The 22,975-nt window shown below is 53.5% G+C and carries 25 protein-coding genes; 12 read left to right on the top strand and 13 right to left on the bottom strand.

Annotation, left to right across the window (positions count from 1 at the left end):
• Positions 1-41 precede the first annotated feature (41 nt).
• The gene (locus NDQ72_16635) at positions 42-398 is read left to right on the top strand and encodes a hypothetical protein (GenBank protein WKD27651.1); all 357 of its coding nucleotides are present in this window, start codon (positions 42-44) and stop codon (positions 396-398) included.
• A 23-nt stretch (positions 399-421) separates the two neighbouring features.
• Here the strand turns inward: NDQ72_16635 and NDQ72_16640 are convergent, their stop codons facing one another.
• From NDQ72_16640 to NDQ72_16665, 6 genes are all read right to left on the bottom strand, one after another.
• Positions 422-1,315, bottom strand: coding sequence for an AEC family transporter (locus NDQ72_16640; protein ID WKD27652.1), 894 nt, complete (start codon positions 1,313-1,315; stop codon positions 422-424).
• 118 nt (positions 1,316-1,433) lie between these two features.
• On the bottom strand, positions 1,434-4,403 hold the full coding sequence (gene glnE, locus NDQ72_16645; protein WKD27653.1) for a bifunctional [glutamate--ammonia ligase]-adenylyl-L-tyrosine phosphorylase/[glutamate--ammonia-ligase] adenylyltransferase: 2,970 nt from the start codon (positions 4,401-4,403) through the stop codon (positions 1,434-1,436).
• A gap of 73 nt (positions 4,404-4,476) precedes the next feature.
• Positions 4,477-4,848, bottom strand: a complete 372-nt coding sequence (locus NDQ72_16650; GenBank protein ID WKD27654.1) for a diacylglycerol kinase — start codon at positions 4,846-4,848, stop codon at positions 4,477-4,479.
• A gap of 28 nt (positions 4,849-4,876) precedes the next feature.
• Positions 4,877-6,283, bottom strand: a complete 1,407-nt coding sequence (dacB, locus tag NDQ72_16655) for a D-alanyl-D-alanine carboxypeptidase/D-alanyl-D-alanine-endopeptidase (GenBank protein WKD27655.1) — start codon at positions 6,281-6,283, stop codon at positions 4,877-4,879.
• A 158-nt stretch (positions 6,284-6,441) separates the two neighbouring features.
• On the bottom strand, positions 6,442-6,771 hold the full coding sequence (locus NDQ72_16660; GenBank protein WKD27656.1) for a multidrug efflux SMR transporter: 330 nt from the start codon (positions 6,769-6,771) through the stop codon (positions 6,442-6,444).
• Positions 6,768-7,433: a methyltransferase domain-containing protein gene (locus NDQ72_16665; GenBank protein WKD27657.1), complete on the bottom strand. Its 666-nt coding sequence runs from the start codon at positions 7,431-7,433 to the stop codon at positions 6,768-6,770. Before NDQ72_16665 ends, NDQ72_16660 begins: the two co-directional genes overlap by 4 nt.
• Positions 7,434-7,643: 210 nt before the next feature.
• Between NDQ72_16665 and NDQ72_16670 the strand changes: the two genes are divergently transcribed.
• From NDQ72_16670 to NDQ72_16700, 7 genes are all read left to right on the top strand, one after another.
• Positions 7,644-9,530: a beta-ketoacyl synthase gene (locus NDQ72_16670; GenBank protein WKD30429.1), complete on the top strand. Its 1,887-nt coding sequence runs from the start codon at positions 7,644-7,646 to the stop codon at positions 9,528-9,530.
• A complete protein-coding gene (gene coaD / locus NDQ72_16675) occupies positions 9,527-10,021 on the top strand; it encodes a pantetheine-phosphate adenylyltransferase (protein WKD27658.1) in 495 nt (164 codons plus the stop codon). Before NDQ72_16670 ends, coaD begins: the two co-directional genes overlap by 4 nt.
• 72 nt (positions 10,022-10,093) lie before the next feature.
• Positions 10,094-10,342, top strand: a complete 249-nt coding sequence (locus tag NDQ72_16680) for a YfhL family 4Fe-4S dicluster ferredoxin (GenBank protein WKD27659.1) — start codon at positions 10,094-10,096, stop codon at positions 10,340-10,342.
• Between the two features lie 12 nt (positions 10,343-10,354).
• Positions 10,355-11,653: an MATE family efflux transporter gene (locus NDQ72_16685; protein ID WKD27660.1), complete on the top strand. Its 1,299-nt coding sequence runs from the start codon at positions 10,355-10,357 to the stop codon at positions 11,651-11,653.
• A 218-nt stretch (positions 11,654-11,871) separates the two neighbouring features.
• A complete protein-coding gene (locus NDQ72_16690; GenBank protein WKD27661.1) occupies positions 11,872-13,182 on the top strand; it encodes a short-chain fatty acid transporter in 1,311 nt (436 codons plus the stop codon).
• Between the two features lie 104 nt (positions 13,183-13,286).
• Complete coding sequence (locus NDQ72_16695) at positions 13,287-13,811, top strand: acyl-CoA thioesterase (protein WKD27662.1); 525 nt, start codon at positions 13,287-13,289, stop codon at positions 13,809-13,811.
• 33 nt (positions 13,812-13,844) lie between these two features.
• On the top strand, positions 13,845-14,849 hold the full coding sequence (locus tag NDQ72_16700; protein ID WKD27663.1) for an ion transporter: 1,005 nt from the start codon (positions 13,845-13,847) through the stop codon (positions 14,847-14,849).
• Between the two features lie 35 nt (positions 14,850-14,884).
• Here the strand turns inward: NDQ72_16700 and NDQ72_16705 are convergent, their stop codons facing one another.
• A complete protein-coding gene (locus NDQ72_16705; protein WKD27664.1) occupies positions 14,885-16,279 on the bottom strand; it encodes a PLP-dependent aminotransferase family protein in 1,395 nt (464 codons plus the stop codon).
• Between the two features lie 96 nt (positions 16,280-16,375).
• Between NDQ72_16705 and NDQ72_16710 the strand changes: the two genes are divergently transcribed.
• Positions 16,376-16,981, top strand: coding sequence for a LysE family translocator (locus NDQ72_16710; GenBank protein ID WKD27665.1), 606 nt, complete (start codon positions 16,376-16,378; stop codon positions 16,979-16,981).
• On the opposite strand, the gene NDQ72_16715 is transcribed toward NDQ72_16710, so the two are convergent.
• Positions 16,978-17,346 (bottom strand): I78 family peptidase inhibitor, encoded by a 369-nt coding sequence (locus NDQ72_16715; GenBank protein WKD27666.1) that lies wholly within the window; start codon positions 17,344-17,346, stop codon positions 16,978-16,980. The genes NDQ72_16710 and NDQ72_16715 overlap by 4 nt on opposite strands.
• Positions 17,347-17,453: 107 nt before the next feature.
• Complete coding sequence (locus NDQ72_16720; GenBank protein ID WKD27667.1) at positions 17,454-17,585, bottom strand: entericidin A/B family lipoprotein; 132 nt, start codon at positions 17,583-17,585, stop codon at positions 17,454-17,456.
• 214 nt (positions 17,586-17,799) lie between these two features.
• Here NDQ72_16720 and NDQ72_16725 point away from each other — a divergent pair, with 214 nt between their 5' ends.
• A complete protein-coding gene (locus tag NDQ72_16725) occupies positions 17,800-18,219 on the top strand; it encodes an HIT domain-containing protein (protein WKD27668.1) in 420 nt (139 codons plus the stop codon).
• 1 nt (position 18,220) lies between these two features.
• Here the strand turns inward: NDQ72_16725 and NDQ72_16730 are convergent, their stop codons facing one another.
• Genes NDQ72_16730 through NDQ72_16745 form a run of 4 tightly spaced genes read right to left on the bottom strand, consistent with a single transcriptional unit; the run spans position 18,221 to position 20,914 of the window.
• The gene (locus NDQ72_16730; GenBank protein ID WKD27669.1) at positions 18,221-19,213 is read right to left on the bottom strand and encodes a nickel/cobalt transporter; all 993 of its coding nucleotides are present in this window, start codon (positions 19,211-19,213) and stop codon (positions 18,221-18,223) included.
• 59 nt (positions 19,214-19,272) lie between these two features.
• The gene (locus tag NDQ72_16735) at positions 19,273-19,911 is read right to left on the bottom strand and encodes a DUF1007 family protein (GenBank protein WKD30430.1); all 639 of its coding nucleotides are present in this window, start codon (positions 19,909-19,911) and stop codon (positions 19,273-19,275) included.
• 53 nt (positions 19,912-19,964) lie between these two features.
• On the bottom strand, positions 19,965-20,339 hold the full coding sequence (locus tag NDQ72_16740) for a hypothetical protein (protein WKD27670.1): 375 nt from the start codon (positions 20,337-20,339) through the stop codon (positions 19,965-19,967).
• On the bottom strand, positions 20,336-20,914 hold the full coding sequence (locus NDQ72_16745) for a hypothetical protein (protein ID WKD27671.1): 579 nt from the start codon (positions 20,912-20,914) through the stop codon (positions 20,336-20,338). Before NDQ72_16745 ends, NDQ72_16740 begins: the two co-directional genes overlap by 4 nt.
• Before the next feature lie 134 nt (positions 20,915-21,048).
• On the opposite strand from NDQ72_16745, the gene NDQ72_16750 reads away from it, so the two are divergent.
• Together NDQ72_16750 and NDQ72_16755 are read left to right on the top strand one after the other, a co-directional pair.
• Positions 21,049-22,179, top strand: a complete 1,131-nt coding sequence (locus tag NDQ72_16750; protein WKD27672.1) for a glycerate kinase — start codon at positions 21,049-21,051, stop codon at positions 22,177-22,179.
• A gap of 282 nt (positions 22,180-22,461) precedes the next feature.
• Positions 22,462-22,938: a DNA starvation/stationary phase protection protein gene (locus tag NDQ72_16755; GenBank protein WKD27673.1), complete on the top strand. Its 477-nt coding sequence runs from the start codon at positions 22,462-22,464 to the stop codon at positions 22,936-22,938.
• Positions 22,939-22,975: the final 37 nt, after the last annotated feature.

Consider the following 22,975-nt stretch of genomic DNA (forward strand, 5'->3'; position numbering starts at 1 on the left):
CCTGTGTTCCAATGAAACGCATATGAACGATGGAGGCTTTCATGCCGCAAATGAATCGTGATCAACGCAATGCCGCGTGGCAAGCTGCTAACCAGTGGCGTGCTCGGGCAGCCCAGACCCAGCCAACCGGCCTGGTGGGCAGCATTAAACTGTTACTGACGTGGTTAGCGTTTGGTGCACTGATGATCGTGGGTGTCGTACTCGGACTTTTTTTCCTGCTCATTGGCTGGGCAATGATGCCCTTTGTCCGCCATAAAATGAAAAAACGCATGGAGCAGATGCGCGCTGACAACGCTCAGGATGTTGGTGGCGGTTATGCTTACAGCGACACCTCTACGAGCCAGCACGACGCAATAGAAGGTAGTTACGAAGTTAAAGACGACCACCACCGGCCTTAATCAGTTGCAGACTACCGCCGCTGTTAAAGCGGCGCTTGAACCCAGGCGAACGCTGCTGCCAACGTCAGTGGCATAACGATTAAGCTCCCTAAATTGCCGATGAGCACCAACGAAGCGACCTTCTGCGGCGCCAGTTTATACTGCTCGGCCACTAAGTAATTCAATACCGCTGGCGGCAGTGCTGCAAATACCAGTAGCACAGCTGTCTGTAGCGGATTCAATGGTAGTAACCACATGAGCGGTAGTGCGATCACTAAGCCAGAAAGTGGGCAGAGGAGCGCGCCCAACAAGCCCGTTCGCCAGTCATTAAAATCAATTTCCAGCAATCGAACACCTAATGCAAAGAGCATCAGTGGAATACAGATTCCCCCTAACATGTGCATTGCTTCTAACAGCCAGCTCGGCAACGGTACATTTCCAACGTTTATGACTAGCCCTGCTAGGCTCGCCGCTACGATGGGCATTCGTAATAGTCGCCAAAGTGACGTGCGCGGGTCCAACATATAAAGACCTACTGAGAAATGCAGCAACATTTCAACAATAAACACGACCACTGCAGCCGGTAGGGCTTCTGGTCCAAAGGCGAGCACCAATAGCGGTACCCCCATATTGCCAGAGTTATTGAACATCATCGGCGGTAAGAACACTTTTATGTCCAGAGACAGCCATTTAGCAACCGGCCAAAGCACAAGACCAGACCCTAGCACGACAGCCACCGCCGCAGTGGCAAGCCACGCATAGTCTGCCAACGGCGCTTGGCGATCAGCCAACACGGCAAATACCAGTAATGGAACAAATAGCTCCATATTGAGCGTGTTAAGGCTGCGAATATCAGGGTTTCGATAACGCCCGTAAACCGCACCACAGCCAGCAATTAAGAACACGGGTAACAGCGTTGCGAGAATATGACCGATCATACGCCCTCCGCCGAGCGGCGGGCGCAGAGACAAACGGTTGCATGCATAGGGAGCTTTTCCTTATTGTTATCAGGCTATCTTCCCTATCGATGCTACTTAAAAACGCTCATCTCGCCAATCAGGGTTCAAGAAAACGCTGCCAAAGTGCAATAACCACATCGCGGTGGGCTTTGAATGCCTGTGCATCAACGACAGTTTTTTCACCGGTTAACGCCGCACGATGGGTACGGCTACGATAAGCGAGGTACGCTTCCCGCAACTGCTCCGCTTCTGACTCGCTAATATGACCACTTTTGGCGAGGGTTTCTAAAATGCGGATATTATCGCTATACGTGATTAATGCAGGCGTGTCATGAGCGAGTGATAGCACCGCGTATTGGCAAAGAAACTCAATATCGACCATGCCACCCACATCGTGCTTTAGACTGAACACCTCCCCGTCCGCACTACCTGGCTGCCCTTTAGAGCCAAGGTGATCACGCATTTTATGACGCATGCTGACAACGTCATCTCTTAAGGCTTGCGGGTCACGCTCGCGACACAGCATCTCACCACGGATCGCATCAAATTTACTCGCCAGCGCGTTACTACCGGCGACAACGCGCGCGCGTACTAGTGCCTGGTGCTCCCAGGTCCAGGCGTTTTGGCGTTGATAATCCGCAAAAGCATCTAAAGAGGTCACCAATAGGCCCGCATTGCCTGAAGGCCGAAGGCGCATATCAACCTCGTAAAGGCTGCCGGCAGGCGTTACTGCGGTTAAAAGGTGGATGATGCGCTGGCCTAGGCGGGTAAAAAAGACCGCTGTATCGATGGGTCTGGCACCATCGGTAGTGCCTTTTCCGTCGTTATCATGGAGGAACACCAAGTCCAAATCAGAGCCATAACCAAGTTCGATGCCCCCCAGCTTGCCGTATCCCACAATCAAAAACGCTGGCTCTCGTGTATTGAGGCCTTCTGGCACACCATGTTTACGCGTGACATGTTTCCAGGCCATCGCTAGCACGGCATCTAGAATGACTTCAGCGATATACGTTAAGTAGTCGCTCACTTTCATCAAGTGGCGTGTTCCAGCGATATCCGACGCTGCAACGTGAAGCATCTGCGCATGCTTAAACACGCGAAGCGCTTCCAACTGCGCCTCATCATCATCTTCTGGCAGCCTGCTTAAGGTCTGGCGTAACTCATCGGCAAGTCGTGATTTATCAGCGGGAGTGTAAAGCGTATCCGGCGTTAGTAGCTCATCAAGCAGTATCGGGTAACGTGCAAGTTGCTCTGCAATCCAGTGGCTGGCCGAGCACAGCTTCATTAGGTGCTCAAGCGCCTGGGGGTTTTCACGCAACAGCGCAAGGTAAGCGGTTCGCCTAAGCACCGACTCGATCAGCGGCTGGACACCACTAAGCGCGTTATCCGGCAACTCACTTTCAGCAACGGCAACCAGCAGTAGCGGCATCAGCGCATCTAGCCGTTCAAAGCCGATACGCTGCATGCTTTGCACTTGGCGGGAATGGTAAAGACTCTGCAGCCGTTTAAGTGCTTTCTCTGGTTCTATAAAACCAGCATCAGTTAGCAGTGCTTCCGCTTCTTCCTGCTCTAGCTCGCCGCGCCACAGTAACCGCCACTGAGACAGGCCAAGGTTATCGTCGCTACTCTCTGCATCGCTATCCTCTTCGGGGTCGGCGATCACCGCATCAAAGTGCTGACGAACGCGTTCGCGCACTTCCTCCAGCCGCGCGATGAGTCCAGGCCAATCGTCATGCCCCAAGGCAAAGGCGATCCGCTCTCGATCTTCATCATCAACGGGTAGCGTTTGGGTTTGACGATCTTCTAGCGCCTGAATAGCGTGTTCCATGTCACGAAGATACGCATAGTCGGGTAGCAACTCATCGACGACCGCTTGGGGCAACAGCCCCAGTTCAGGCAGTCGTTGAAGGGCGGTCTTGAGTGAAGTCACTTGAAGCTCGGTATCACGTCCACCGCGAATCAACTGAAATGCCTGGACAACGAACTCAACCTCCCGGATTCCACCGGGCCCTAGCTTGATATTGCTTTGCATGCCTTTGCGCTTTACCTCGCGATTGATCATCGCCTTGAGCTCACGCAGCGACTCAATCGCACCAAAATCCAGGTAGCGGCGGTAAACAAACGGCCTGAGACTTGCGAGCAATTCATGCCCACCATCTATATCTCCTGCGACGGGACGCGCTTTGAGCATGGCATAACGCTCCCACTCACGGCCCTGATCCTGATAGTAACTGGAGAGCATCGAGAAACTGCCCACCAGGGGGCCACCATCACCCAGTGGACGCAGCCGCATGTCAACGCGAAATACGAAACCGTCGGCCGTCATGGCATCTAAAGCGGCGATCAGTTTCTGACCTAGTTTGGTGAAGTACTCTTGGTGCTCAAGGGGCTTACGCCCGCCTTCGGTTTCACCTTTTTCAGGGAAGGCGAAGATCAGGTCAATATCTGAGGAAAGATTCAGCTCACCCGCGCCGAGTTTACCCATACCCAGCACCACCAACCGCTGGGACGAGCCATCTCTGCGAGCCGCAGGCAATCCCCAGCGCGGGGCGTAAAAACGCTCAAGCCAGCTTAGCGCGGCTTCAAGACAGACTTCCGCCAGCCACGAAACTGCCTGAGCAGTGTCCCACATGGTGTAGTCATCAGGACGATTAAGATCGCGCCACACAATCCCGAGCATGCGAGCACGGCGAAAACGGCGAATAGCGCGATGCATTGCCTCCTCATCATCAGCATTTTCTAGCGCATCATCTAGCCAACTCGCTTGTGACTCCTTACTTGCTGTCGCATCCAGCTCGCCAGCCACATCTAAATCAATCAGCCAGTGCGGAAAGCGTGCCAAGGTATCTAGAGCAAAGCTTGAGACAGTTACGACGTTGGCTAACGCTTCACGACGCGCATCAGAAAGTGCCTCCCAACTACTGGAAGGCAACGACTGCTGGGTCATTGAGGCAATATTATCAGCTTGGCTAAGCGCTTCACTTAATCGCTGCCAGGCGCGCTGAGCGGCGGGCTTAAGCGCTGTTGGCAGCCCAACGTTGGGGAAAAACGCGTCGTCTAACTGCATAACCACCTCTTTGCCAAGCGTCTATTATGTTTGTTGATGAAGCGGATCGCTGCATGAGCTGAATAAAAGCAATTTAGCCCACCAATTTTTGCCAGCCTAACAGCCCCCAGGTTAAGCCTGCCATGATCAATGACAGCATAACCGCCGCCGAGCCAATATCTTTAGCACGCCCTGAAAGCTCGTGATGCTCGGTGCCAATACGATCAACAACGTTCTCTATAGCACTATTAAGCAGTTCTACAATCAGCACAAGGCACAGGCTGCCAACCAGCAGCAACCAGCTAATGGGCCCTTCTCCAATCCACCAAGCCAGCGGCAGCAACACCGCTGTAATACCCACTTCTTGGCGAAACGCAGCTTCATTTCTAAAAGCGGCTTTTAGCCCTTTCCATGAATAGCGCGTTGAGTGCATTAAATGGGTTAACCCCGTATGTCCTGGCTTCATGCCTATTGCCTCGCCGGTAAAATTAAGATTAATTAGCCAATATCATCGCATCTAAATCCAGCGACAGCGGATCTAACACCTCGGGCCAGCTAAGATAAGGCGTACTGCCAGTACCGTTAACCAGCACACTGAAAACGCCCCAGCGCCCCTGGGCGGTACGGAAATAGCCCGCCGCGGCGCGAACAGCAAACGGCTGATTGAGAGTGCCTGTTTTCAACATGACGTTATTTTGAAACGTTGGAGAACCACGGCGAATAAAGCGCATGACCCCATTGGCAGGCGACTGGAAAGAGGCGACAAAACTGGGGAACAAGGCGCTCTGGCGAAACATATCCTCCAACATCACATTGACGCCGTGAGCGGAGGTACGGTTATCCGTCGTCAGCCCGCTGCCGCTGTGTAACGTTAACGGACCGTGGCCCGACAAGCTGTTCACATAGGCTTCTATCGCTTCCCCCGCTTGGCGCAGTTGCGCTTGTGGTGTTTCCACCAGGTTCAGCGCCAGCACATCAGCCATGTAATTATTGGAGTAGTTCATTGTACGCAGCAGCAGCTCCTGCAGCGGCTTGCTGTCAACGGCTGCCAAACGCTGTGCACTGCTGGGCGGACGCGTTGAGCTAACCCGCCAGGGATCTCGCACACTGACGCCCGCCTGATTTAGCATGCTTAACAATACTTGCGCCGTTTTCTCTGCCGCATCGCCAGCGCCACGGTAAACATCACGAGCCGCGGCATTGGTTGAAATTTGCCCGGTAAGATGCAGAACATCACCGCGCTCATCGGTAATCCGCTCTGCACTGATGTCGGTGCCACTATTAGCCGGGCGCGTAATAACTTGGTTATCTATAGTAATTAACGGCGCTTGGCTATCGCATAACCCCACGCGGGCAGGCTCTCCCGCTGCCGCAGCAGGGGCTATATTGGCGCACCAGCTACCAAAGTTGACGCCTGCCGAGGTGAGCGGCGCACTATAAGCATTGGTGACTCGGGTACGCGCATTACAGCGGTCCGTGGTAATACACTCAACAGGGCCAAAGCGCCACTGACTGACCACCAGTGCGCCATCCACTTCGCGCACACCCGCCAGTTGCAGACGTTGCACTAACCGCCAAAGGTCTTCAGTTGTGAGGCCTGGATCGCCCCCACCTTCAAATACCAAGTCGCCACGCAATACACCATTTTCCACATTACCTGTGCTGACAAGCTGGCTGGTAAAGCGATGCTGGGGCCCAAAACGATTGAGCGCCGCAGCAGACATATAGGCTTTGGTGACAGACGCTGGCGACAGCTGACGCTCAGGATTCAGACTCCCCAGCAATGTATTACTGCCGGTATCCGCATCCAGTAAGCGTGCTTCAGCACTAATTGAGAAGCCTTTGCTTTCTAACTGACCAAGCTGGCTGAAGTCGGCATACAGTGCAGGGCTTGCGCACATGGCGGCACCTACCACACTTGTCATCAATGCCCGATGCCAGCGGCGTAGGGATGATTTAACCGCATGATTAAACGCTGAGAATGTCACCGCAGAATAGTTAACTTCTGAACACTTACTATTTGAAAACCTAGTATCTGAGCACGTCACGCTTACTTTCCTCAATGCACGTTCATTTTTGAAAAGACTTGAAGTATGACTACCCCAGCCACGATCAAACTAATGCCGATAACGGCAGGTAAATCAGGTTTCTCACCGAAAACTACAATGCCAACCAGCGTGACCAACACGATTCCCAGACCTGCCCAGATGGCATAAGCAATACCGACCGGCAATGTCCGCAACACCAAGCTCAACAGATAAAATGCCACACCGTAGCCCACGACGACCATGATGCTTGGAAGCGGTCGTGTGAATCCCATTGACGACTTGAGGGCGCTAGTAGCGATAACCTCGGCAACAATCGCTAGCACTAGATATACAAACGTCATGCCCGCTCCAATTCAATCTTCAACTGCCAAAGCGTTTGGCCGCTTTGATCATACTTTGCTTCAAATGGCGTTAGATAGCTGCCGTTGGGAGCCAACGCGGCAATCGTTGCCTGCTTTCCCGTTACTAGGGCGGTTGCCAGAGCAAACTCTTCAACATACAACTGCCAATTGGAGCGCACTTCTAAACGCCCTCCAAGGGCTAGCAGTGTGGGGAAAACAGGATGCCCATGCCAGCGCATTTTTAAATGCGCAGCTTTTGGATAAGGATTGGGGTAAAGCAGAAAATGCCGCTCGGGTGCCCACTTTGCCTGTTCAGCTAGTCGCCAGAAATCGACAAGGTCAGCCCGCACCAACAGTGCATTAGCAGGCAATTCACCATGGTCTCGGCTTAACCGATCTTCGCTTCGATCAACGCCGATCACCGCGTGCGCCGGAAACTGTTCTGCCAAACGGCGTGTCGAAAGCCCTACACCGCAGCCGGCATCGAGGATTAACGGCGCTTGCTGCTTTTGAAGCCACGTATGCGCGTCTTCAAAAGCTTGTTGTGTATGCGCAGCGATTGGCTTTCGCAGTGGGTTTTCCAAGGCACGTGCTACCCGGCGCGCCACATCGTGATGCGGGCCAGGTTGGTTGGAAACCACGGGTCGTGAAGTATGCTGCATGCCATTCCCTGCTTAAAAAAAACGTGATTCTATCAGTCTACCGCGCACGCGGCATGACGCCGTTGCACGCCCGGTGCTATGATCACGTTCGAGAGTATTATTAAGCGCAGATGAGCAGCACTTTTTTGCTATGCCTCTGACAATAGCTGTTACTAAAAACCACCGCACCACGAGGAACCCGGCTTGTCACACTTACCGGTGATTGTCGGCATGGGCGGCATCAATCCCGCCGGCAGAACCTCGGGCCACCAGGCCTTCCGCCGCACCGTGCTTGATGCTCTTCCAGCTGACCAGCAGCGCCAAACACTGGAAGGCTTGGCAGCGCTTATGCGCCTTGCCGAGCATTCCGCTAACGGCTGGCATGATAGCGCCGGCCAGCCCATTGACTCCCCTGCTCAAACCTTGCGCGATCATGTGCTTAACCACACATTGATTCGGCGCAACGAGGATCCACGCTTTCTCGCCCCGGGCTTGCCAGCCAACCGACGGGCAGAAATGACGCTGTCTGAACCGGTGCGTTTTACATTGCGCCGCCGTCAGCTGCCCGAACAGCTGCCTGAAGGATGGCAGGTGGAGGACATCGACGCGAAGGTAGTCGCCGTCACCGTGCCCGCGGGCAACTTTAGTGCTCTGCTGCCTGACGCCTTAGAGCCCAAGGTGCGTGCAGCCGCCCAACTGCCGAGTGGCTTCGACCCCGCTAGCCTTTACCGTAGCGTGCATCATCCGCGCGGGCTGTCGATGGCAGTCTTTAGTGCTAGTGACTGCCTAGGTGCCAGCGGGCTCGCTTGGGAAACAATTCGCCAGCGGCTTGACCCTGACCATATCGCTGTATATGCGGGCAACTCTATTGGCCAATTAGATGACCAAGGCTGGGGCGGCTTACTAAAGAGCTTGGTGAGTGGCCAACGTGCCACGTCTAAGCAAATGCCGCTGGGCTACGGGCAAATGCCCGCTGACTTCCTCAATGCCTACGTATTAGGCAGTGTGGGGAGTACGGGTGCTGCCTTAGGTGCCTGCGCAAGCTTTTTATATAACCTGCGCCTAGGTATTGATGATATTCGCACAGGGCGCTGCCGGGTCGTTATGGTAGGCACCGCAGATGCGCCGATTACCCCCGAAATCATCGAAGGCTTCCGCGCGATGGGCGCACTGGCCGATGATGCCAGCCTGAAAGCACTGGATTCTTTAGCGCTACTTACCGACGCTGACTACCAGCGCGCCTGTCGCCCGTTTGCACGTAACTGTGGCTTCACCATGGCGGAAGCAAGTCAGTTCGTACTGTTAATGGACGATGCGTTAGCGCTTGAGTTAGGGGCGGATATTCTAGGTTCAGTGCCTGATGTATTCGTTAACGCTGATGGCTTTAAGCGCTCTATTTCCGCACCCGGCATTGGTAACTACATCACCCTGGGCAAGGCAGCCGCTTTGGTAAAAGATATGCTAGGTGAGAAAGCGCTAAAAGAGCGTACCTTCCTGCATGCCCATGGCACCAGCACCCCTAAAAACCGTACTACCGAATCCCATGTTTTCGATGAAATTGCCCGCGCAAATGGCATCGATAACTGGCCAGTGGTCGCTATTAAAGCGTTTATCGGCCACTCCCAAGGGTCTGCGGCAGGCGATCAATTGGTAAACGCTTTGGGCAGCTTTGCCCATGGGTTACTGCCAGGTATTCCTACCTTAGACGCGGTCGCGGACGATGTGTACGCTAAGCGGCTACGTTTTTCCACTACCCCAGTGGCATTTAGCGCCGATGCGGCGTTTATTAATGCAAAAGGGTTCGGTGGTAATAACGCTACTGGCGTTGTGCTCTCCCCTCAGGTCACCGAACGATTGCTCACTCAACGCCACGGCAGCGCTGCCATCAGCGCTTGGAAAACACGTCGGGAAGCTGTGCGCGAGAATGCCGCCGCTTATTTAGCAGACGCTGATCATGGGCACTATGCGCCTCGTTATCAGTTTGGTGAAGCCGTTCTAGAAGGCCCCGAGCTTGAGATCCACGCCGACCGCATTCATATCCCGGGCTATGATCACGCCGTTTCGCTAACGGCGGATAACCCTTTTGGTCAGCTTGACGAGCAGGAGACACCCGAATGAACGATCAGCGTGTGAATGTTGCCGTCTATCCCGGGACCTTTGACCCTATCACCAACGGCCATTTTGATCTTATCGAACGCGGCGCACGGATGTTCGATAAGGTGGTCATTGCCGTCGCGGCGAGCCCCGGCAAGCAGCCTAGTCTTGAGTTAGATACCCGTATCGCGCTGGCCAAAACGGTGTGTGCTTCACTGCCGAACGTAGAGGTCATCGGCTTTTCAACACTTCTGACCACTATGATGCATGAACAGGGTGCCACCATTATTCTACGTGGCCTGCGGGCTGTCTCGGATTTCGAGTACGAGCTACAGCTGGCCAATATGAATCGGGCGCAAAACCCTGAGCTTGAGAGCGTATTTCTCACCCCAGCGGTGGAAAACTCCTATATTTCGTCGACCATCGTGCGAGAAATCGCCAAACTGGGCGGCGATATTTCACCGCTCGTTCACCCGCAGGTCGCAGAGGCACTGCGTAAGCACTACACTATCTAGCGATCGATATTGTTGAGTAAAACGCTCAGGTATATAACTACCTGGGCGAAAAGCCATTCGTGAGGTACGCCCATGGCCCTGATGATCACCGACGAATGCATTAACTGCGACGTCTGCGAACCTGAATGCCCCAATGACGCCATCTCTCCTGGCGAAGAGATTTACGTTATTGACCCCAACTTATGCACGGAATGTGTCGGTCACTTTGACGAGCCACAGTGCCAGCAAGTGTGCCCAGTGGACTGCATCCCTCTCGACCCAGAGCGTCCCGAAACCCACGAGAAACTCATGGAGAAGTACCGCATCATTACTGCTGCTTAGGCCCACTGAAACGTGCGTATTTGGACTCTTGCCTGGCCAATCATTCTTTCGAATATAACAGTTCCCTTACTAGGGCTGGTCGATACCGCGGTGGTCGGGCACCTGCCCGATTCTCGCTATCTGGCTGCCGTGACCCTCGGGGCGACGCTGTTTAGTTTCCTCTATTGGGGATTTGGCTTTTTACGCATGGGCACCACGGGGTTGGTTGCCCAGGCAATCGGCCGCGAAGCACATAGCGATGTGCGCAATTTGCTGGGTCAGTCACTTATTATGGCGGCCGTTATCGGCGCGCTACTGATTATCTTTGGCTCGCCGCTGATTTCGCTCGGCTTGTGGCTATTAGACGGCAGTGAAGCGGCGACACCACTGGCACGCGAGTATGCCGAAATACGCCTCTGGTCAGCCCCGGCAGTGCTGGCGAACTACGCCATCCTCGGCTGGTTTTTGGGCCAACAAAACGCCCGCGTTACGCTGATGATTTTAGTGCTGACCAACAGCGTCAATATCGTGCTCGATCTTTGGTTTGTCGTAGGGCTAGGGATGACCAGCGGCGGCGTCGCCCTGGCCAGCGTGATTGCCGATTACAGTGCGCTAACCTTTGGCAGCTATTTAGTACTGCGCCAGCTTGGCCACTTGGAAGGCTGCTTTCAACGGCAGCGACTTTTGGTAGTGTCAGCCTACTCAGCCCTGGTTAATGTTAACGCCAATCTGTTTGTGCGTACTTTAGGGTTACTGTTTGCAATGGCCTTTTTTACCGCTCAAGGGGCACGTCAGGGCGACACGGTGTTAGCCGCTAATGCTGTGCTACTGCAATTTATTATGCTCACTAGCTACGCACTTGATGGCTTCGCCCACGCGGCAGAATCGCTGGTAGGCCGCGCGTATGGGCGGCGTGACTGGCAGGCGTTTGCAGCGATAGTTCGGGCGACAGCACAGTTCTCGTTCTGGACAGCCGCTGTAGCCACCTTTGCCTTCGCATTGGGTGGAAATTATCTAGTTGCCATGCTGACAGGGCTGACAGAGGTTCGTGCCACCGCCGCTAGTTATCTACCGTGGATGATCGTAATGCCATTGATAGCCGTATGGAGCTACTTATTAGATGGCGTTTTTATCGGCACCACCGCTGTGCGCGAAATGCGCAACAGCATTTTTATTGGTCTAGCAGTTTACCTACCAACTTGGTGGCTATCCCAAGGGCTTGGTAACCATGGCCTGTGGTTAGCCTTTACGCTCTTTATGCTCACACGCTCGGTGGTACTGATCGCCTACTACTACCGCTACCGTCAGCGCCACTGGTGCCCTCAGGGCTAAAGCCCATAGTACTGAAATCCACAACGCTAAACTCATCGTGCCCTCCCACCGTTGAAGCCCACCACGCTTAGCTGTTGCCAACTGGTCTATCGTAAGAATGATTCTCTAAGCCAGTCGTTGAGCAAGCACTTAATCAAGCCGCTAACAATGGATGAAAAATACGCTGTACCGCCGTATATTAGCCACGCATATCTTAATAACGAATAAAGAGAGCACTCATGTTAAAACTCATATCAAAACCGGCAGTTAAGCTGGTAGAGCGCTATTTGCCAGACCCCTATATCTTTGTTCTGCTCCTCACGTTAATTGCCTCCGTGGCTGCCATCGCCGTTGAGCGCCAAACACCGCTTGCCGTGCTGCGCATGTGGGGAGATGGTTTTTGGGGGCTACTCACCTTCTCAATGCAAATGCTGCTGGTACTCGTCACGGGCTTTATGCTGGCAAGCTCACCACCGGTCAAACGCATTCTGCAGAAAATCGCTAGCACTGCGAAAAGCCCTGGTGGCGCGATCATTTTAGTCACGCTCGTTTCGCTCGCGGCTAGTTGGATTAACTGGGGGTTTGGCTTGGTGGTTGGGGCGCTTTTTGCCAAAGAGCTCGCTCGCTTGGTACGAGTGGACTATCGGCTTCTAGTTGCCAGTGCTTACTCAGGCTTCGTGGTATGGCATGGCGGTCTTGCGGGTTCCATTCCGTTGACCATTGCTACTGAAGGCCACTTCTCCGCTGATCAAATCGGCGTTATCGGTACCGGCTCAACCATTTTTGCCTTCTTTAACCTTGCGATTGTTATTTGTCTGTTTATCGCCGTACCGCTGGTTAACCGCTTCATGCTGCCGGACGAAAAGGACAGCGTTTATGTGGATCCCAAGCTGCTAAACGACGAGCCCGAGCAGCAAGGCCGTATTACCCGCCCAGCCGAAAAGCTCGAAAACAGTATGCCTCTCGCCCTGCTAGTGGGCGTTCCAGGGCTGCTGTTCCTGCTCGACCACTTTCTACTCCGTAGCGGTGGCTTGAACCTGAACGTGGTTAATTTCCTGTTCTTATTCTTAGCTATTGTGCTGCATCGTACACCGCGCAACCTGCTCAACAGTTTGAACGAAGCCATAAAAGGCGGCGCTGGCATCGTCATTCAGTTCCCCTTCTACGCGGGCATTATGGCCATAATGGTGCAGTCGGGATTGGCTCAGAGCATGTCTGAGTGGTTAGTCTCTTTCGCCACCGCTACGTCGCTGCCATTCTGGTCCTTCCTAAGTGCTGGCATCGTGAACCTGTTCGTGCCTTCCGGCGGTGGCCAATGGGCTGTTCAAGCCCCAGTCATGCTACCTGCCGCAGAAGCGCTGGGTGCTGATATTCCACGTATTGCCATGGCAGTGGCCTGGGGCGATGCCTGGACGAACTTATTGCAGCCTTTCTGGGCATTGCCGGTTCTGGCTATCGCAGGCCTGAAAGCGAAAGACATAATGGGCTTCTGTCTTATCCAGCTATTTGTTACCGGCATTATCATTTCTGTTGGCCTAGTATGGCTCTAGCACTAATGTAGCGATAGTGTTAGGGCACTAGCCTGACAACACTTGCGACCTGCATAGCGCCCGCCCTCTGGGGCGGGCATTTTAATCTCTGAAGGTTTTTATTTATGTCTGACACCCAGGTTGAACATAGCGCCCTACCCGGCCAGCATGAACTCTCTATGACGGTTCTTATGACACCCGATATGGCGAACTTCAGTGGCAAAGTACACGGTGGTGCTATTCTTAAAAAACTCGATGAAGTGGCCTATGCTTGCGCCAGCCGTTATTCGGGCCACTATGTCGTCACGCTTTCCGTCGATCAGGTGTTGTTTAAACAGCCAATTCACGTCGGCGAGCTGGTGACCTTTCTTGCCAGCGTCAATCATGTGGGGCGCTCTTCTATGGAGATCGGGGTTAAGGTAGTGGCCGAAGATATTCGTGAGAAGCTGATTCGTCACACCAATAGCTGTTATCTCACCATGGTGGCAGTAGATTCAGACGGAAAGCCCGCGTTAGTGCCACCGCTAGCGTTGGAAACGTCGCTACAGAAGTTGAGATTCGAAAAAGCCGCGCTACGCAAAAAACTGCGTAAGCAAGCAGAGCAAGAAGAGTTGCTAACTCATAAAAACCACCATCAGCAGCACTCTTAACGCTAACCTACACCTTCAGAGCAAGGAGCCCTCATGCCCGCTAGGGAGCGCTACCCACACCTACCTAAAAGCGTTGAGTATGCGCATATCGGCTGGGATTTTTTTATTCTCGCCGCGGTTATCATCAACCTTAGCCTGTTACTGTTTGACTCGTTATTTCTGATTGGGCCAATTAACGACACCATTGCCAGCCTCACACCCGGCTTTCACGCTTTTTACGACACAGTGATCCACAGCCGTTTTATTACCATCGACTTATTTTTCGTGGGTATTTTTATAGCGGATGTACTGCTGGGCTGGACGGTAGCAATTGCCGAACGGCGCTATCACCGCTGGTTTTTCTACCCGTTTGTTAACTGGTACGACGTACTTGGCTGCATCCCCCTTAGCGGGTTCCGCTTATTGCGCGTACTGCGTGTCGTGTCACTCTTAAACCGACTGCACCGGCTGCGCTTGATTGATGTAACCCGCTGGTCCAGCTACCGCTTTTTGGCCAAGTATTACGACATCCTGTTGGAAGAACTTTCCGACCGCATTGCACTGCGCTTACTAGGCAATGTGCAAGAGCAAGTTATCGCTAGCGATTCACTTACAGAGCGGGTTATTGATCGCGTTATCCTCCCTCGCAAGGCTCAGCTCATTCATGAAATTGCTCAGCGGTTAGAAACAACGGTGGGACAAGCCTATCAACAAAACCGCATCGCTATCATGGCGGCGATTGATGACTTAGTTAGCCGAACACTGCGGGAAAGCCCAGAAATTCAAAAACTACACCGCCTTCCCATGGGGTACACGGCTTCAAACGCTATGCAGGCGTCACTTAGCGGAGTTGCCCAGCGGCTAGTGGATGAACTCGCTCAGGGCATTCACTCAACAGAGTTTCGCCAACTGGTTGAGCGTACAGCAGAAACGGGCTTCAACAGCTGGCTAACTGTGGATGAAACAAGCGCGCATGTCACCGAACAAGTGCTTTACGACATTCTCGAAATGCTCAAAGAGCAGGTACGCCATCAAGGATGGAAGGACCGTTATGAGTAGCTTGGTTACCAATAGCAGGACTATGAATAGCCCTGCTATACGGTAACGGTCGCCAACGGTGGCTGAGCCAAGCACTGCTTAATAACGTTCAGCGCCTGGGTTAATGTCTGCCTGTCAGCAGCAGCGCCAATACAGATCCTAATGGCCTGGGGCGCAGGCGTACTTCCCACACAAAAAGGCTCCGCATTTGAAACTTTAACGCCTTGCAGCTGCAAGCGTTCACACAGCTCGATGGCACGGCTCCCTTCCGGCAGCGTAAGCCAGACATTGCTGCCATTGTGGCTTCGACCCAGCGTGTAATCGGAAAGCACCTCTGTCACTATTTGCTGTCGCGCGGCCAGCTCCTCGGTTTGCCATGCAAGCAACGAAGCTGCCTCGGGCTGAGCGATCCAATAACAGGCAATATCAACCATCAGCGGCGGCACCATCCAACTCTGCGCTCTTAACCCAGCGGCTAGGCGTTCAAGCAGCTTATTAGGCGTCCGCAAGACTCCGATACGCAGCCCACCCGCTAATACCTTTGCGGTACTGAAGACAAATAGCGTTCGTTCTGGTGCTAACTGATACAGCGGTGTGCCGCGCTGCTCAGCAGGTAAATACTGCACACCATCTTCCAGTAGCCAGCTGTCATAGCGTCTGGCAAGTGCCACCAATTGCTCTCGCCGCTCCTCGCTGAGGCAAGCCCCGGTAGGGTTATTCTGATCGGGTGTCACATAGATTAACCTGGGTGGCTGGCGGGCGCACTGGGCCTCCAGCGCCTCCATACACATCCCCGATTCGTCAAAGGCAATGCCGACCATTTTTAGGTGTGCTTGCTGGGCAGCGCTAATGGCACCTGGATAGGTCAAGGCATCGGTCGCCATCAGTTCGCCAGGGCGCAGCAACGTACTCAGCACCAGACTAATGCCATGCTGTCCTCCCTGAGTAATCAGTAGCTCATCCGCATCCAGCGACATACCTAGCTGCGCTAGCCACCCTGCCAACCTCTCGCGGTGGCCTTCGGCTCCCCTCGCATCAAGATAGGAAACTCCTCGCGTTACTGCAGAAGGCGATTCGCTCATAGCCTTTAATGCAGCACTGAACGCCTGCAAACGAAGCGGATGAGGCGGCGGCAAGCTTAAGCTTAAATCAATGACATCGCTGTCATCATTCTGACGCCATGCCATATCAAAAACGGTTCTTGGTGCAGGTTGTTTGACAAAGGTTCCGCTGCCTACTCGAGCGGTTACCCAGCCATGGTGCTCTGCCTCAGCATACCCCCGGGTAACAGTGCCTACGGTTACCCCCAACGCATCCGCTAAGCGCCGCTGAGGTGGTAAACGTTCGCCTGGGGCAAGTTCGCCGGCCGAGATGGCTGCGCCAATAGATTGAGCAATCGCGCGATAGCGTGGCCCAGAAAAACACTCAAGTGAAGGCACCCAAATTGTCATGGTGACAATAAAACCTTTGACGTAGATTTACCCGCCATTATGCTTACAAAAGCGATCAAAAAACAATTTAAACCACAAAATTGTATGGATACAAAAATGAATAACGAATGGCTACTGCTTGGCCCGGCTGCGCTTTATATGATGTCGATGACGCTTACCCCTGGGCCAAACAATATTATGTTGACCGCCTCTGGGGCGAATTTTGGTTTTCGCAGAACCATGCCTCATATGTGGGGCATTTTAGGCGGCTGTTTTCTGCTGTTTTCCGGTATCGCGCTGGGGCTAGGCGTATTGTTTGAACGCTTTCCTATGGTGCAAACGACACTCCGCTGGGTGGGTAGCGCCTATTTGTTGTATTTAGCCTGGAAGATAGCCACTGCACCACCGCCGAATCTCAACGGAACTCAACACGGAGTGCCGTTAACCTTTTTCCAAGCCGCGATGTTTCAATTCGCCAACCCCAAAGCGTGGGTAATGGGGTTGGCGTTGATGGCTGGGTTTCTGCCCGAAAATGGCCAACCGGTGGTAAACGCACTGGTGTTAGCAGGCTTTGCGGAGTTGGTCGCGCTGCCGTGCATTGCCCTGTGGGCAGCGTTTGGCAGCGCGATTGGACAGTGGATCAAAAGTGACCAAGCATGGCGGGTATTTAATATCACTATGGGACTATTAACGGCCGCCTGCGTCGTACTGATCTTACGCTAGCCGCAGCGCAGCGCTTCAATCGTGTCATTAATTTCAAGAAGAATATTTAAGCGGTCTTCGCGATAATCCATGGTGGCGGCGCTGCTAGGCCTGAGCACCCTAACCTGCTTGGCACCACTCTCACTTTGTAGAGCGGGTACATTAGCTTCATCAAAAGACGTGCCAATGGCGTACTGAACCGCTTCAGCATCGCATGTGGTGCGCATTTCGGCAGAAGGCTGACCAACAGCTGGAGGCTCTGGAGCAGAGACATTATCGGGTGAGCCTGCGCATGCCGCCAATAACACCGAGACTGGTAACACCGATGCGAGTAATACCGTGAGGCTGGCCAATTTTTTCTTCGCACAGCGGAATGGATGATTCATTGTGGTGCTTCCTTGTGTTGGCAAATAACTACCCTGAATGCAAAACGGGCTAGACAACTATGCCTAACCCGCTCATTCACGCCAAGAAGCAGTGGAAATAAAGCGTATTAACTCGCCGCATCCTGAACCGCCTGGCCACCCTCTTGAACGTCTTTTCCTGCACCTGCAATGGTATTGCAGCCCGCTAGAGCGCCCGCCGTCATCAACAGAATAAAGCTAATACTTAATAATTTTTTCATCTGTGTTCTCCTTAACAAATCATTCAACATCGGGATGCTCCGACGGCAGCCTTGCCGTATGGGAGTGTTTTTAGAGTAACAGATTTTAATGATTTCGCCTGTTTTGGCCTCTCCTTCCCAAGCCCTTGGAAAGCCTCTTGGTAAGTCCTTGGGTAAAGAGCAAGGTGTATCCGCAGCTGCTATGATGATTTTTATTATGTAAAGGAGTACTTACTTGAAAATGTTCGAACTTGACCCACGGCTGGAAGCGGATACTTTGCCGCTCGCCGACCTTCCCCTTTGTCGGGCGCTGCTAATGAACGATGCGCGCTACCCTTGGGTAATTTTGGTCCCCAGGAGCGGCTCAGTCAGCGAAGTATTTGAACTGAGCCAGGATGAACAAGCCCAGCTGTGGCGTGAAACGATCGCGTTGGGGACCGTGATGAAGGAGACATTTCACGGCGATAAGCTCAATATTGCCACCTTAGGTAATGTGGTCAGCCAGCTGCATATTCATTTGGTAGTGCGCTATATAGATGATGCCTGTTGGCCAGCGCCGGTATGGGGAAATGGTAGCCCAGAGCCTTATGAGCTAGCCCTACAGGGCAGTCGCCGCGAACAGTTGCTGGCCCAAATTGAAGGGTTAAAGCTTTAACTTAATTCCCCAGCAAAGAGCCCTGTCTGGATGGTGGCTCACTAAGTAATGGACTACTGGCAGGCTGGGCGGCGCCAGCCATAGAAAGTGATACGCCTAGTACAACAATGAGAGCACCGCCGGCAAGCGCCGCCCAACCAGCCGCTTTCTCGACCACCTGTCGGCTGCTCTGTTGCTGCAACCGCTTAGCCGCCCAGCCACGAGCCACGATGCTTGCCAGCGCCAGTACAGAAACGGTAATACCAGTACCAAGCGACATGGCAAGTACCGAAGCGACACCGACGTAAAACTGCCCAAGCAGGCTAGCAGCCCCCAGCATAAGCACTGCCCCAGTGCACGGACGCATCCCAATCGCACCAACAGTCATCAGCGCTGTGCGCCAATCAAGCGCTTGCTGTGGCTCAATATGATGAGCTCCACCGCAGCAGTGGGAATGGTCATGACTGTGACTGTGACTGTGACCAACAGCATCACTAGCGTGGCCTGAGTAAGCGTGGCGCAATTGTTTTATCGCTCGCCAGCATAACCAGCCACCTAACAGTGCCACTAATATAAAGCTGGCTTGCTCTACCCAAACCACGCTGCCCATCGCCTGACGGGTCACCCAGCCTAGCCCATGTACGAGCACTGCCACCATGGCAATCGCCGTTATCCCCTGCAGCAGAGCTGCCGCAAAAGAGAGCCCCAAGGCGCGACGGGTAGCACCTCCGTGAGACGCTAAATACGTCGCTAATACCGCTTTGCCATGCCCAGGCCCCGCAGCATGAAAAACGCCATAAGCAAAACTTACCCCTAGCAGCGTTAGCCAAGTGTTGCTAGAAGGCGTACGAGAGAGTTCGGTAATAGCAAGTGTCAGGGTGCGATGTAAATCTCGCTGCCAAGCCAGCAATTGAAGGCTTACCCCCTGCAAATTAGCCTGTACGATGAAGACCAACAGCAGCGCCGCCGACACGGTAAGCGCTCCCCATAACAGTTGTTGCCGCGTTAATGGCATTGCCCCTCCACCGGAAAGTTATAAAGTAACACTTTATACACGACCTTCCAGGTTTTCCGCTAGTCGCATTCAATCCGCCCCGTTTCTGCAAAATGGCGACCCAATCCTGGCTCCCCCGTTTCATCCACATCTAACAGCGCGGCTTGCATAACAAGCTCGGGATCAGGATCAGCAGGCAGCACGCTTAAACGGCAGTCAGGCTCACCATAGAGAATCAGCGCCTGCTCAGAGGGTGCTCCGTCCTCTTCTTCGTGCACCACTTCGATATAGTAGGTTGGATCAAAGACCTGGTACTCCAGCATTCGCCCGGCCAATGGCTGAGGCGTTGCTAACGGCAGAATAAACATAAAGGTTAAGCGACCATTGCGCTCCAACGCCGTGTATTCAGATACCTCACCCAGCGCTTGCGGTTCGCCATTCACACGAACCTCCGTAAAGTAGTGCTGCTGCGACAGGTTATCGCGGATGTCGCTGCCTAGCTGGTCAAGTCCTTCCTGCAGGTTGCTGCCTTGAACCTGCTGTAACTCTTCGAACACCACCAAACTGTAAAAAGGATCCATTCGCCATGTTTGATGAAGCCCTGTTGCGACCCCCTCATCGTTTGTTATCACCCTAACGCTGAGATCAATCCATCCATGGGGGTGGGCCAACACAAGGCTGCTGTTTAGCGTGCTACAAACGCCTATTACCAACGCTATCCAGTATCTGCGGAATTTATTCAGTGAGCTACCTAGCGGGGGGAATACGCCTGTCACGGCAGCTCTCCTAATTTATGTTGCAGCTCAACCAGCCAGGGATCTAATACATACGGTGGCAGCGGCTGATTCCCACGCAACGCCGACAGGCTGACACGGCTGCCACCAGGCACCTCACTTACCTGCAGTTGCAAGCGATACTCTGGCCAGCGGGCTAGCGTTGCATCTGCGCGCCCTAGCGCTAAATCAGCGTGCCGAACGACATAGCCTTGCTCCATCATTAACTCAATGGCTTCGCGGAACGTTTGCTCTGGGGAAGCGCTGTAACGTAGTTCTCGCGGCTCTAGTGGCTGCGTAGAGGCACAACCTGCCAGCATAAGGATCATGAGTACTGCGGTGGCCGTTAAAAAGTGCTTACGTAGTGATTTCATAACGCCCTCGGGGTAGCTGCTGCTTGCTCAAACGCAGTTTGGAAACGTTGACAAAAATCATCATTGCTAGCGCTGTAAGATTCACGCAGATCCCCTAAGTGGTCAAAGCGCCGAATATCTCGGGAAAGCCGAATATGCCCATCACGTGCCAGTAGCGACACCCGCTCTATTTCAACAGGTTGATGGCGGAAACCGCCTCCAAATCCACTACCAATCCCCAGACCAATGCTGGAACCACCACGCCCCAAACCAAAGCCACCAAAGACCCGCATGTTTCGCCCATACCCAAAGTCGTTATCATAAGGGTCGTAGTAGCCAATCAAATCTCGCTGCCGACTAGCGGTCACCAAACCTAAATCGGTGTCGGTAGCTTCAAGCTCAAACCCCCATGCTTCCAATACGTCAATACTTTGCGTCACCACCTCCAATGGCGGTGCCGTTTGACCAGACGGCCCAGTGGGAAAGTAGCAGGCTGCAGAAGGGGCTGGCTCCGCTTGAGGAAGACGCTCTGGCACTGCTTGGCAGCCTGTCAGTATCAACAAGCACGTCATGCTAATCGGTAGTATTGCCTTCATGAGTGATCCTCTCATCTCAGATGCGGCTGGTGTGTCATCGAACGCCGCGCTAAGCTCGCCAGCAGCTATTCATTAAGATAAATGATAAAAAACCACGATAAACAATTATGACAACGCGTTAGGGAGGTTGTGCGATGAATGTTCTGCTTTGCCCCGATAGTTTTAAAGATGCGCTTAGCGCTGAACAAGCAGCAAGCGCCATGGCAGACGGTATTCAACGGGCTTCGCCAACCGCCACGATCCACCTTTGCCCGCTTGCTGATGGCGGCGAAGGCAGCTTGGATGCGCTTATAGCCGCCACCCATGCCGAGCGACGTCAACTAACAGTACAAGATGCCCTGGGGCGGCCGCGTCAAGCATCCTGGGGCTGGCTTAGCGAGCAGCGTACCGCGTTTATCGAACTAGCAGAAGCCAGTGGGCTGCAGCATCTATCCCCTCATCAACGTAATGCCCTGCATACCACCACTTACGGCGTCGGAGAGTTATTTCATGCGGCGCTTGATGCTGGTGCCACAAAGGCGCTGCTCTTTTTAGGTGGCAGTGCCACCAATGACGCAGGCGCAGGCATGCTCCAAGCCCTGGGAGCCAAGCTATTAGATAAGCACGGCAACTCGCTTCCCCCCGGTGGCGCAGCACTCCAGCAGCTTGCAACGTTAGACCTTTCCACGCTAGACCCTCGTTTAAACAGCTTAGAAGTTGAAGCCGCCGTGGATGTAGATAACCCGCTGCTAGGGTCACGTGGAGCGAGCGCTGTCTTTGGCCCGCAAAAAGGCGCATCACCTGACGATGTTGCCACGCTTGATCGCGCGATCGGCCACTTTGCCGAGCTAAGTGCCCAGGTGCTGGGTCGCGATGAAAAAGAATTAGCCGGCGCGGGGGCTGCGGGTGGTATGGGATTTGCCGCTCGCAGCTTTCTGAACGCCACCCCCACGCCCGGCATTGAGATGATTATGCAGCAGGCCAAGCTACCTAGCCTGCTTCCTGATATTGACGTAGTGATTACCGGAGAAGGTCGCCTAGATGGCCAAAGCCTTTCGGGTAAAACGCCTATTGGCGTTGCCCGTACCGCCAAACGCCACGGCAAGCCGGTCATCGTACTGGCCGGTAGCCTGGGTGAAGGGTGGCAGGCCTGCCTAGAAGAAGGCGTTACCGCTGCGTTTGCCCTTGCCGACGGCCCGATGACACTTGAGGATGCTTTACCACGCACCGCAGAGCTACTCGCTGACCGCTGTGAGAGCATTGCAAGGCTTTGGCTCGCTCGATAAACGGGTCAGCCAGCCAACGCGTGGAAATATGCCCCCTTGAAAAACACGCTAGGCGCCTACATCTCTTTTATTAGGCATACATTCGACGGCATATCAGACCTGTACTATGTTGCGTAAGCGATGAGTCAGCCGTCGCCAGCTCACCGCCAAGGTAATGTTATGACGCTATTGCCGCGATGCAAAAAACTTGTTTTGCAACGCTCGCTAAGCGTCTTAAGCTAAATCGAACGATTTGATGACCGTACTGTTTTCAGAGCGGTTGCAACCATGGAGGAGCACTACATGAGTGATACAAATAGCATTGGCTTACACGAAGGCAGCGCAAGCCAACTTGCCGAGAAACTTAATCATCTGCTGGCCAATTATCAGATTTTCTATATGAACGTTCGTGGCTACCACTGGAACGTACGAGGTAACGACTTCTTTGAGCTACACGCGAAATTTGAAGAGTTTTATACCGACTTGCTTACCAAAGTAGATGAAGTGGCAGAACGTATTTTGACGTTAGGCCACAAGCCTATTCATGCGTATAGCGACTATGTGAAGATTTCGCGCATTGAAGAAGACAAAGACGTTCATGATGGTCAAACCTGCGTGAAAGGCGTACTCACAGGTTATCAAACACTGATTGAATTACAGCGGGAATTGCTGGCAATTGCCTCGGACGCTGACGATGAAGGTACCGCAGCACAAGCCGGCGACTATATTCGCGAGCAGGAAAAAACCGTATGGATGCTCAACGCTTACCTGAGCAAATAACGCGAGGCTTACCTCGCTGACGGCTAACGTAGGCAGA

Source organism: Halomonas sp. KG2 (genome assembly GCA_030440445.1).
Lineage (GTDB): Bacteria > Pseudomonadota > Gammaproteobacteria > Pseudomonadales > Halomonadaceae > Vreelandella.

Coding starts and splice junctions, on each gene's coding strand:
- NDQ72_16670 (WKD30429.1), top strand. CDS start 7,644: ATGGGCGGCATCAATCCCGCCGGCAGAACCTCGGGCCACCAGGCCTTC.
- NDQ72_16690 (WKD27661.1), top strand. CDS start 11,872: ATGTTAAAACTCATATCAAAACCGGCAGTTAAGCTGGTAGAGCGCTAT.
- NDQ72_16705 (WKD27664.1), bottom strand. CDS start 16,279: ATGACAATTTGGGTGCCTTCACTTGAGTGTTTTTCTGGGCCACGCTAT.
- NDQ72_16635 (WKD27651.1), top strand. CDS start 42: ATGCCGCAAATGAATCGTGATCAACGCAATGCCGCGTGGCAAGCTGCT.
- glnE (WKD27653.1), bottom strand. CDS start 4,403: ATGCAGTTAGACGACGCGTTTTTCCCCAACGTTGGGCTGCCAACAGCG.
- coaD (WKD27658.1), top strand. CDS start 9,527: ATGAACGATCAGCGTGTGAATGTTGCCGTCTATCCCGGGACCTTTGAC.
- NDQ72_16695 (WKD27662.1), top strand. CDS start 13,287: ATGTCTGACACCCAGGTTGAACATAGCGCCCTACCCGGCCAGCATGAA.
- NDQ72_16740 (WKD27670.1), bottom strand. CDS start 20,339: ATGAAATCACTACGTAAGCACTTTTTAACGGCCACCGCAGTACTCATG.
- NDQ72_16640 (WKD27652.1), bottom strand. CDS start 1,315: ATGATCGGTCATATTCTCGCAACGCTGTTACCCGTGTTCTTAATTGCT.
- NDQ72_16710 (WKD27665.1), top strand. CDS start 16,376: ATGAATAACGAATGGCTACTGCTTGGCCCGGCTGCGCTTTATATGATG.
- NDQ72_16660 (WKD27656.1), bottom strand. CDS start 6,771: ATGACGTTTGTATATCTAGTGCTAGCGATTGTTGCCGAGGTTATCGCT.
- NDQ72_16745 (WKD27671.1), bottom strand. CDS start 20,914: ATGAAGGCAATACTACCGATTAGCATGACGTGCTTGTTGATACTGACA.
- NDQ72_16730 (WKD27669.1), bottom strand. CDS start 19,213: ATGCCATTAACGCGGCAACAACTGTTATGGGGAGCGCTTACCGTGTCG.
- NDQ72_16650 (WKD27654.1), bottom strand. CDS start 4,848: ATGAAGCCAGGACATACGGGGTTAACCCATTTAATGCACTCAACGCGC.
- NDQ72_16680 (WKD27659.1), top strand. CDS start 10,094: ATGGCCCTGATGATCACCGACGAATGCATTAACTGCGACGTCTGCGAA.
- NDQ72_16715 (WKD27666.1), bottom strand. CDS start 17,346: ATGAATCATCCATTCCGCTGTGCGAAGAAAAAATTGGCCAGCCTCACG.
- dacB (WKD27655.1), bottom strand. CDS start 6,283: ATGTGCGCAAGCCCTGCACTGTATGCCGACTTCAGCCAGCTTGGTCAG.
- NDQ72_16665 (WKD27657.1), bottom strand. CDS start 7,433: ATGCAGCATACTTCACGACCCGTGGTTTCCAACCAACCTGGCCCGCAT.
- NDQ72_16755 (WKD27673.1), top strand. CDS start 22,462: ATGAGTGATACAAATAGCATTGGCTTACACGAAGGCAGCGCAAGCCAA.
- NDQ72_16750 (WKD27672.1), top strand. CDS start 21,049: ATGAATGTTCTGCTTTGCCCCGATAGTTTTAAAGATGCGCTTAGCGCT.
- NDQ72_16700 (WKD27663.1), top strand. CDS start 13,845: ATGCCCGCTAGGGAGCGCTACCCACACCTACCTAAAAGCGTTGAGTAT.
- NDQ72_16720 (WKD27667.1), bottom strand. CDS start 17,585: ATGAAAAAATTATTAAGTATTAGCTTTATTCTGTTGATGACGGCGGGC.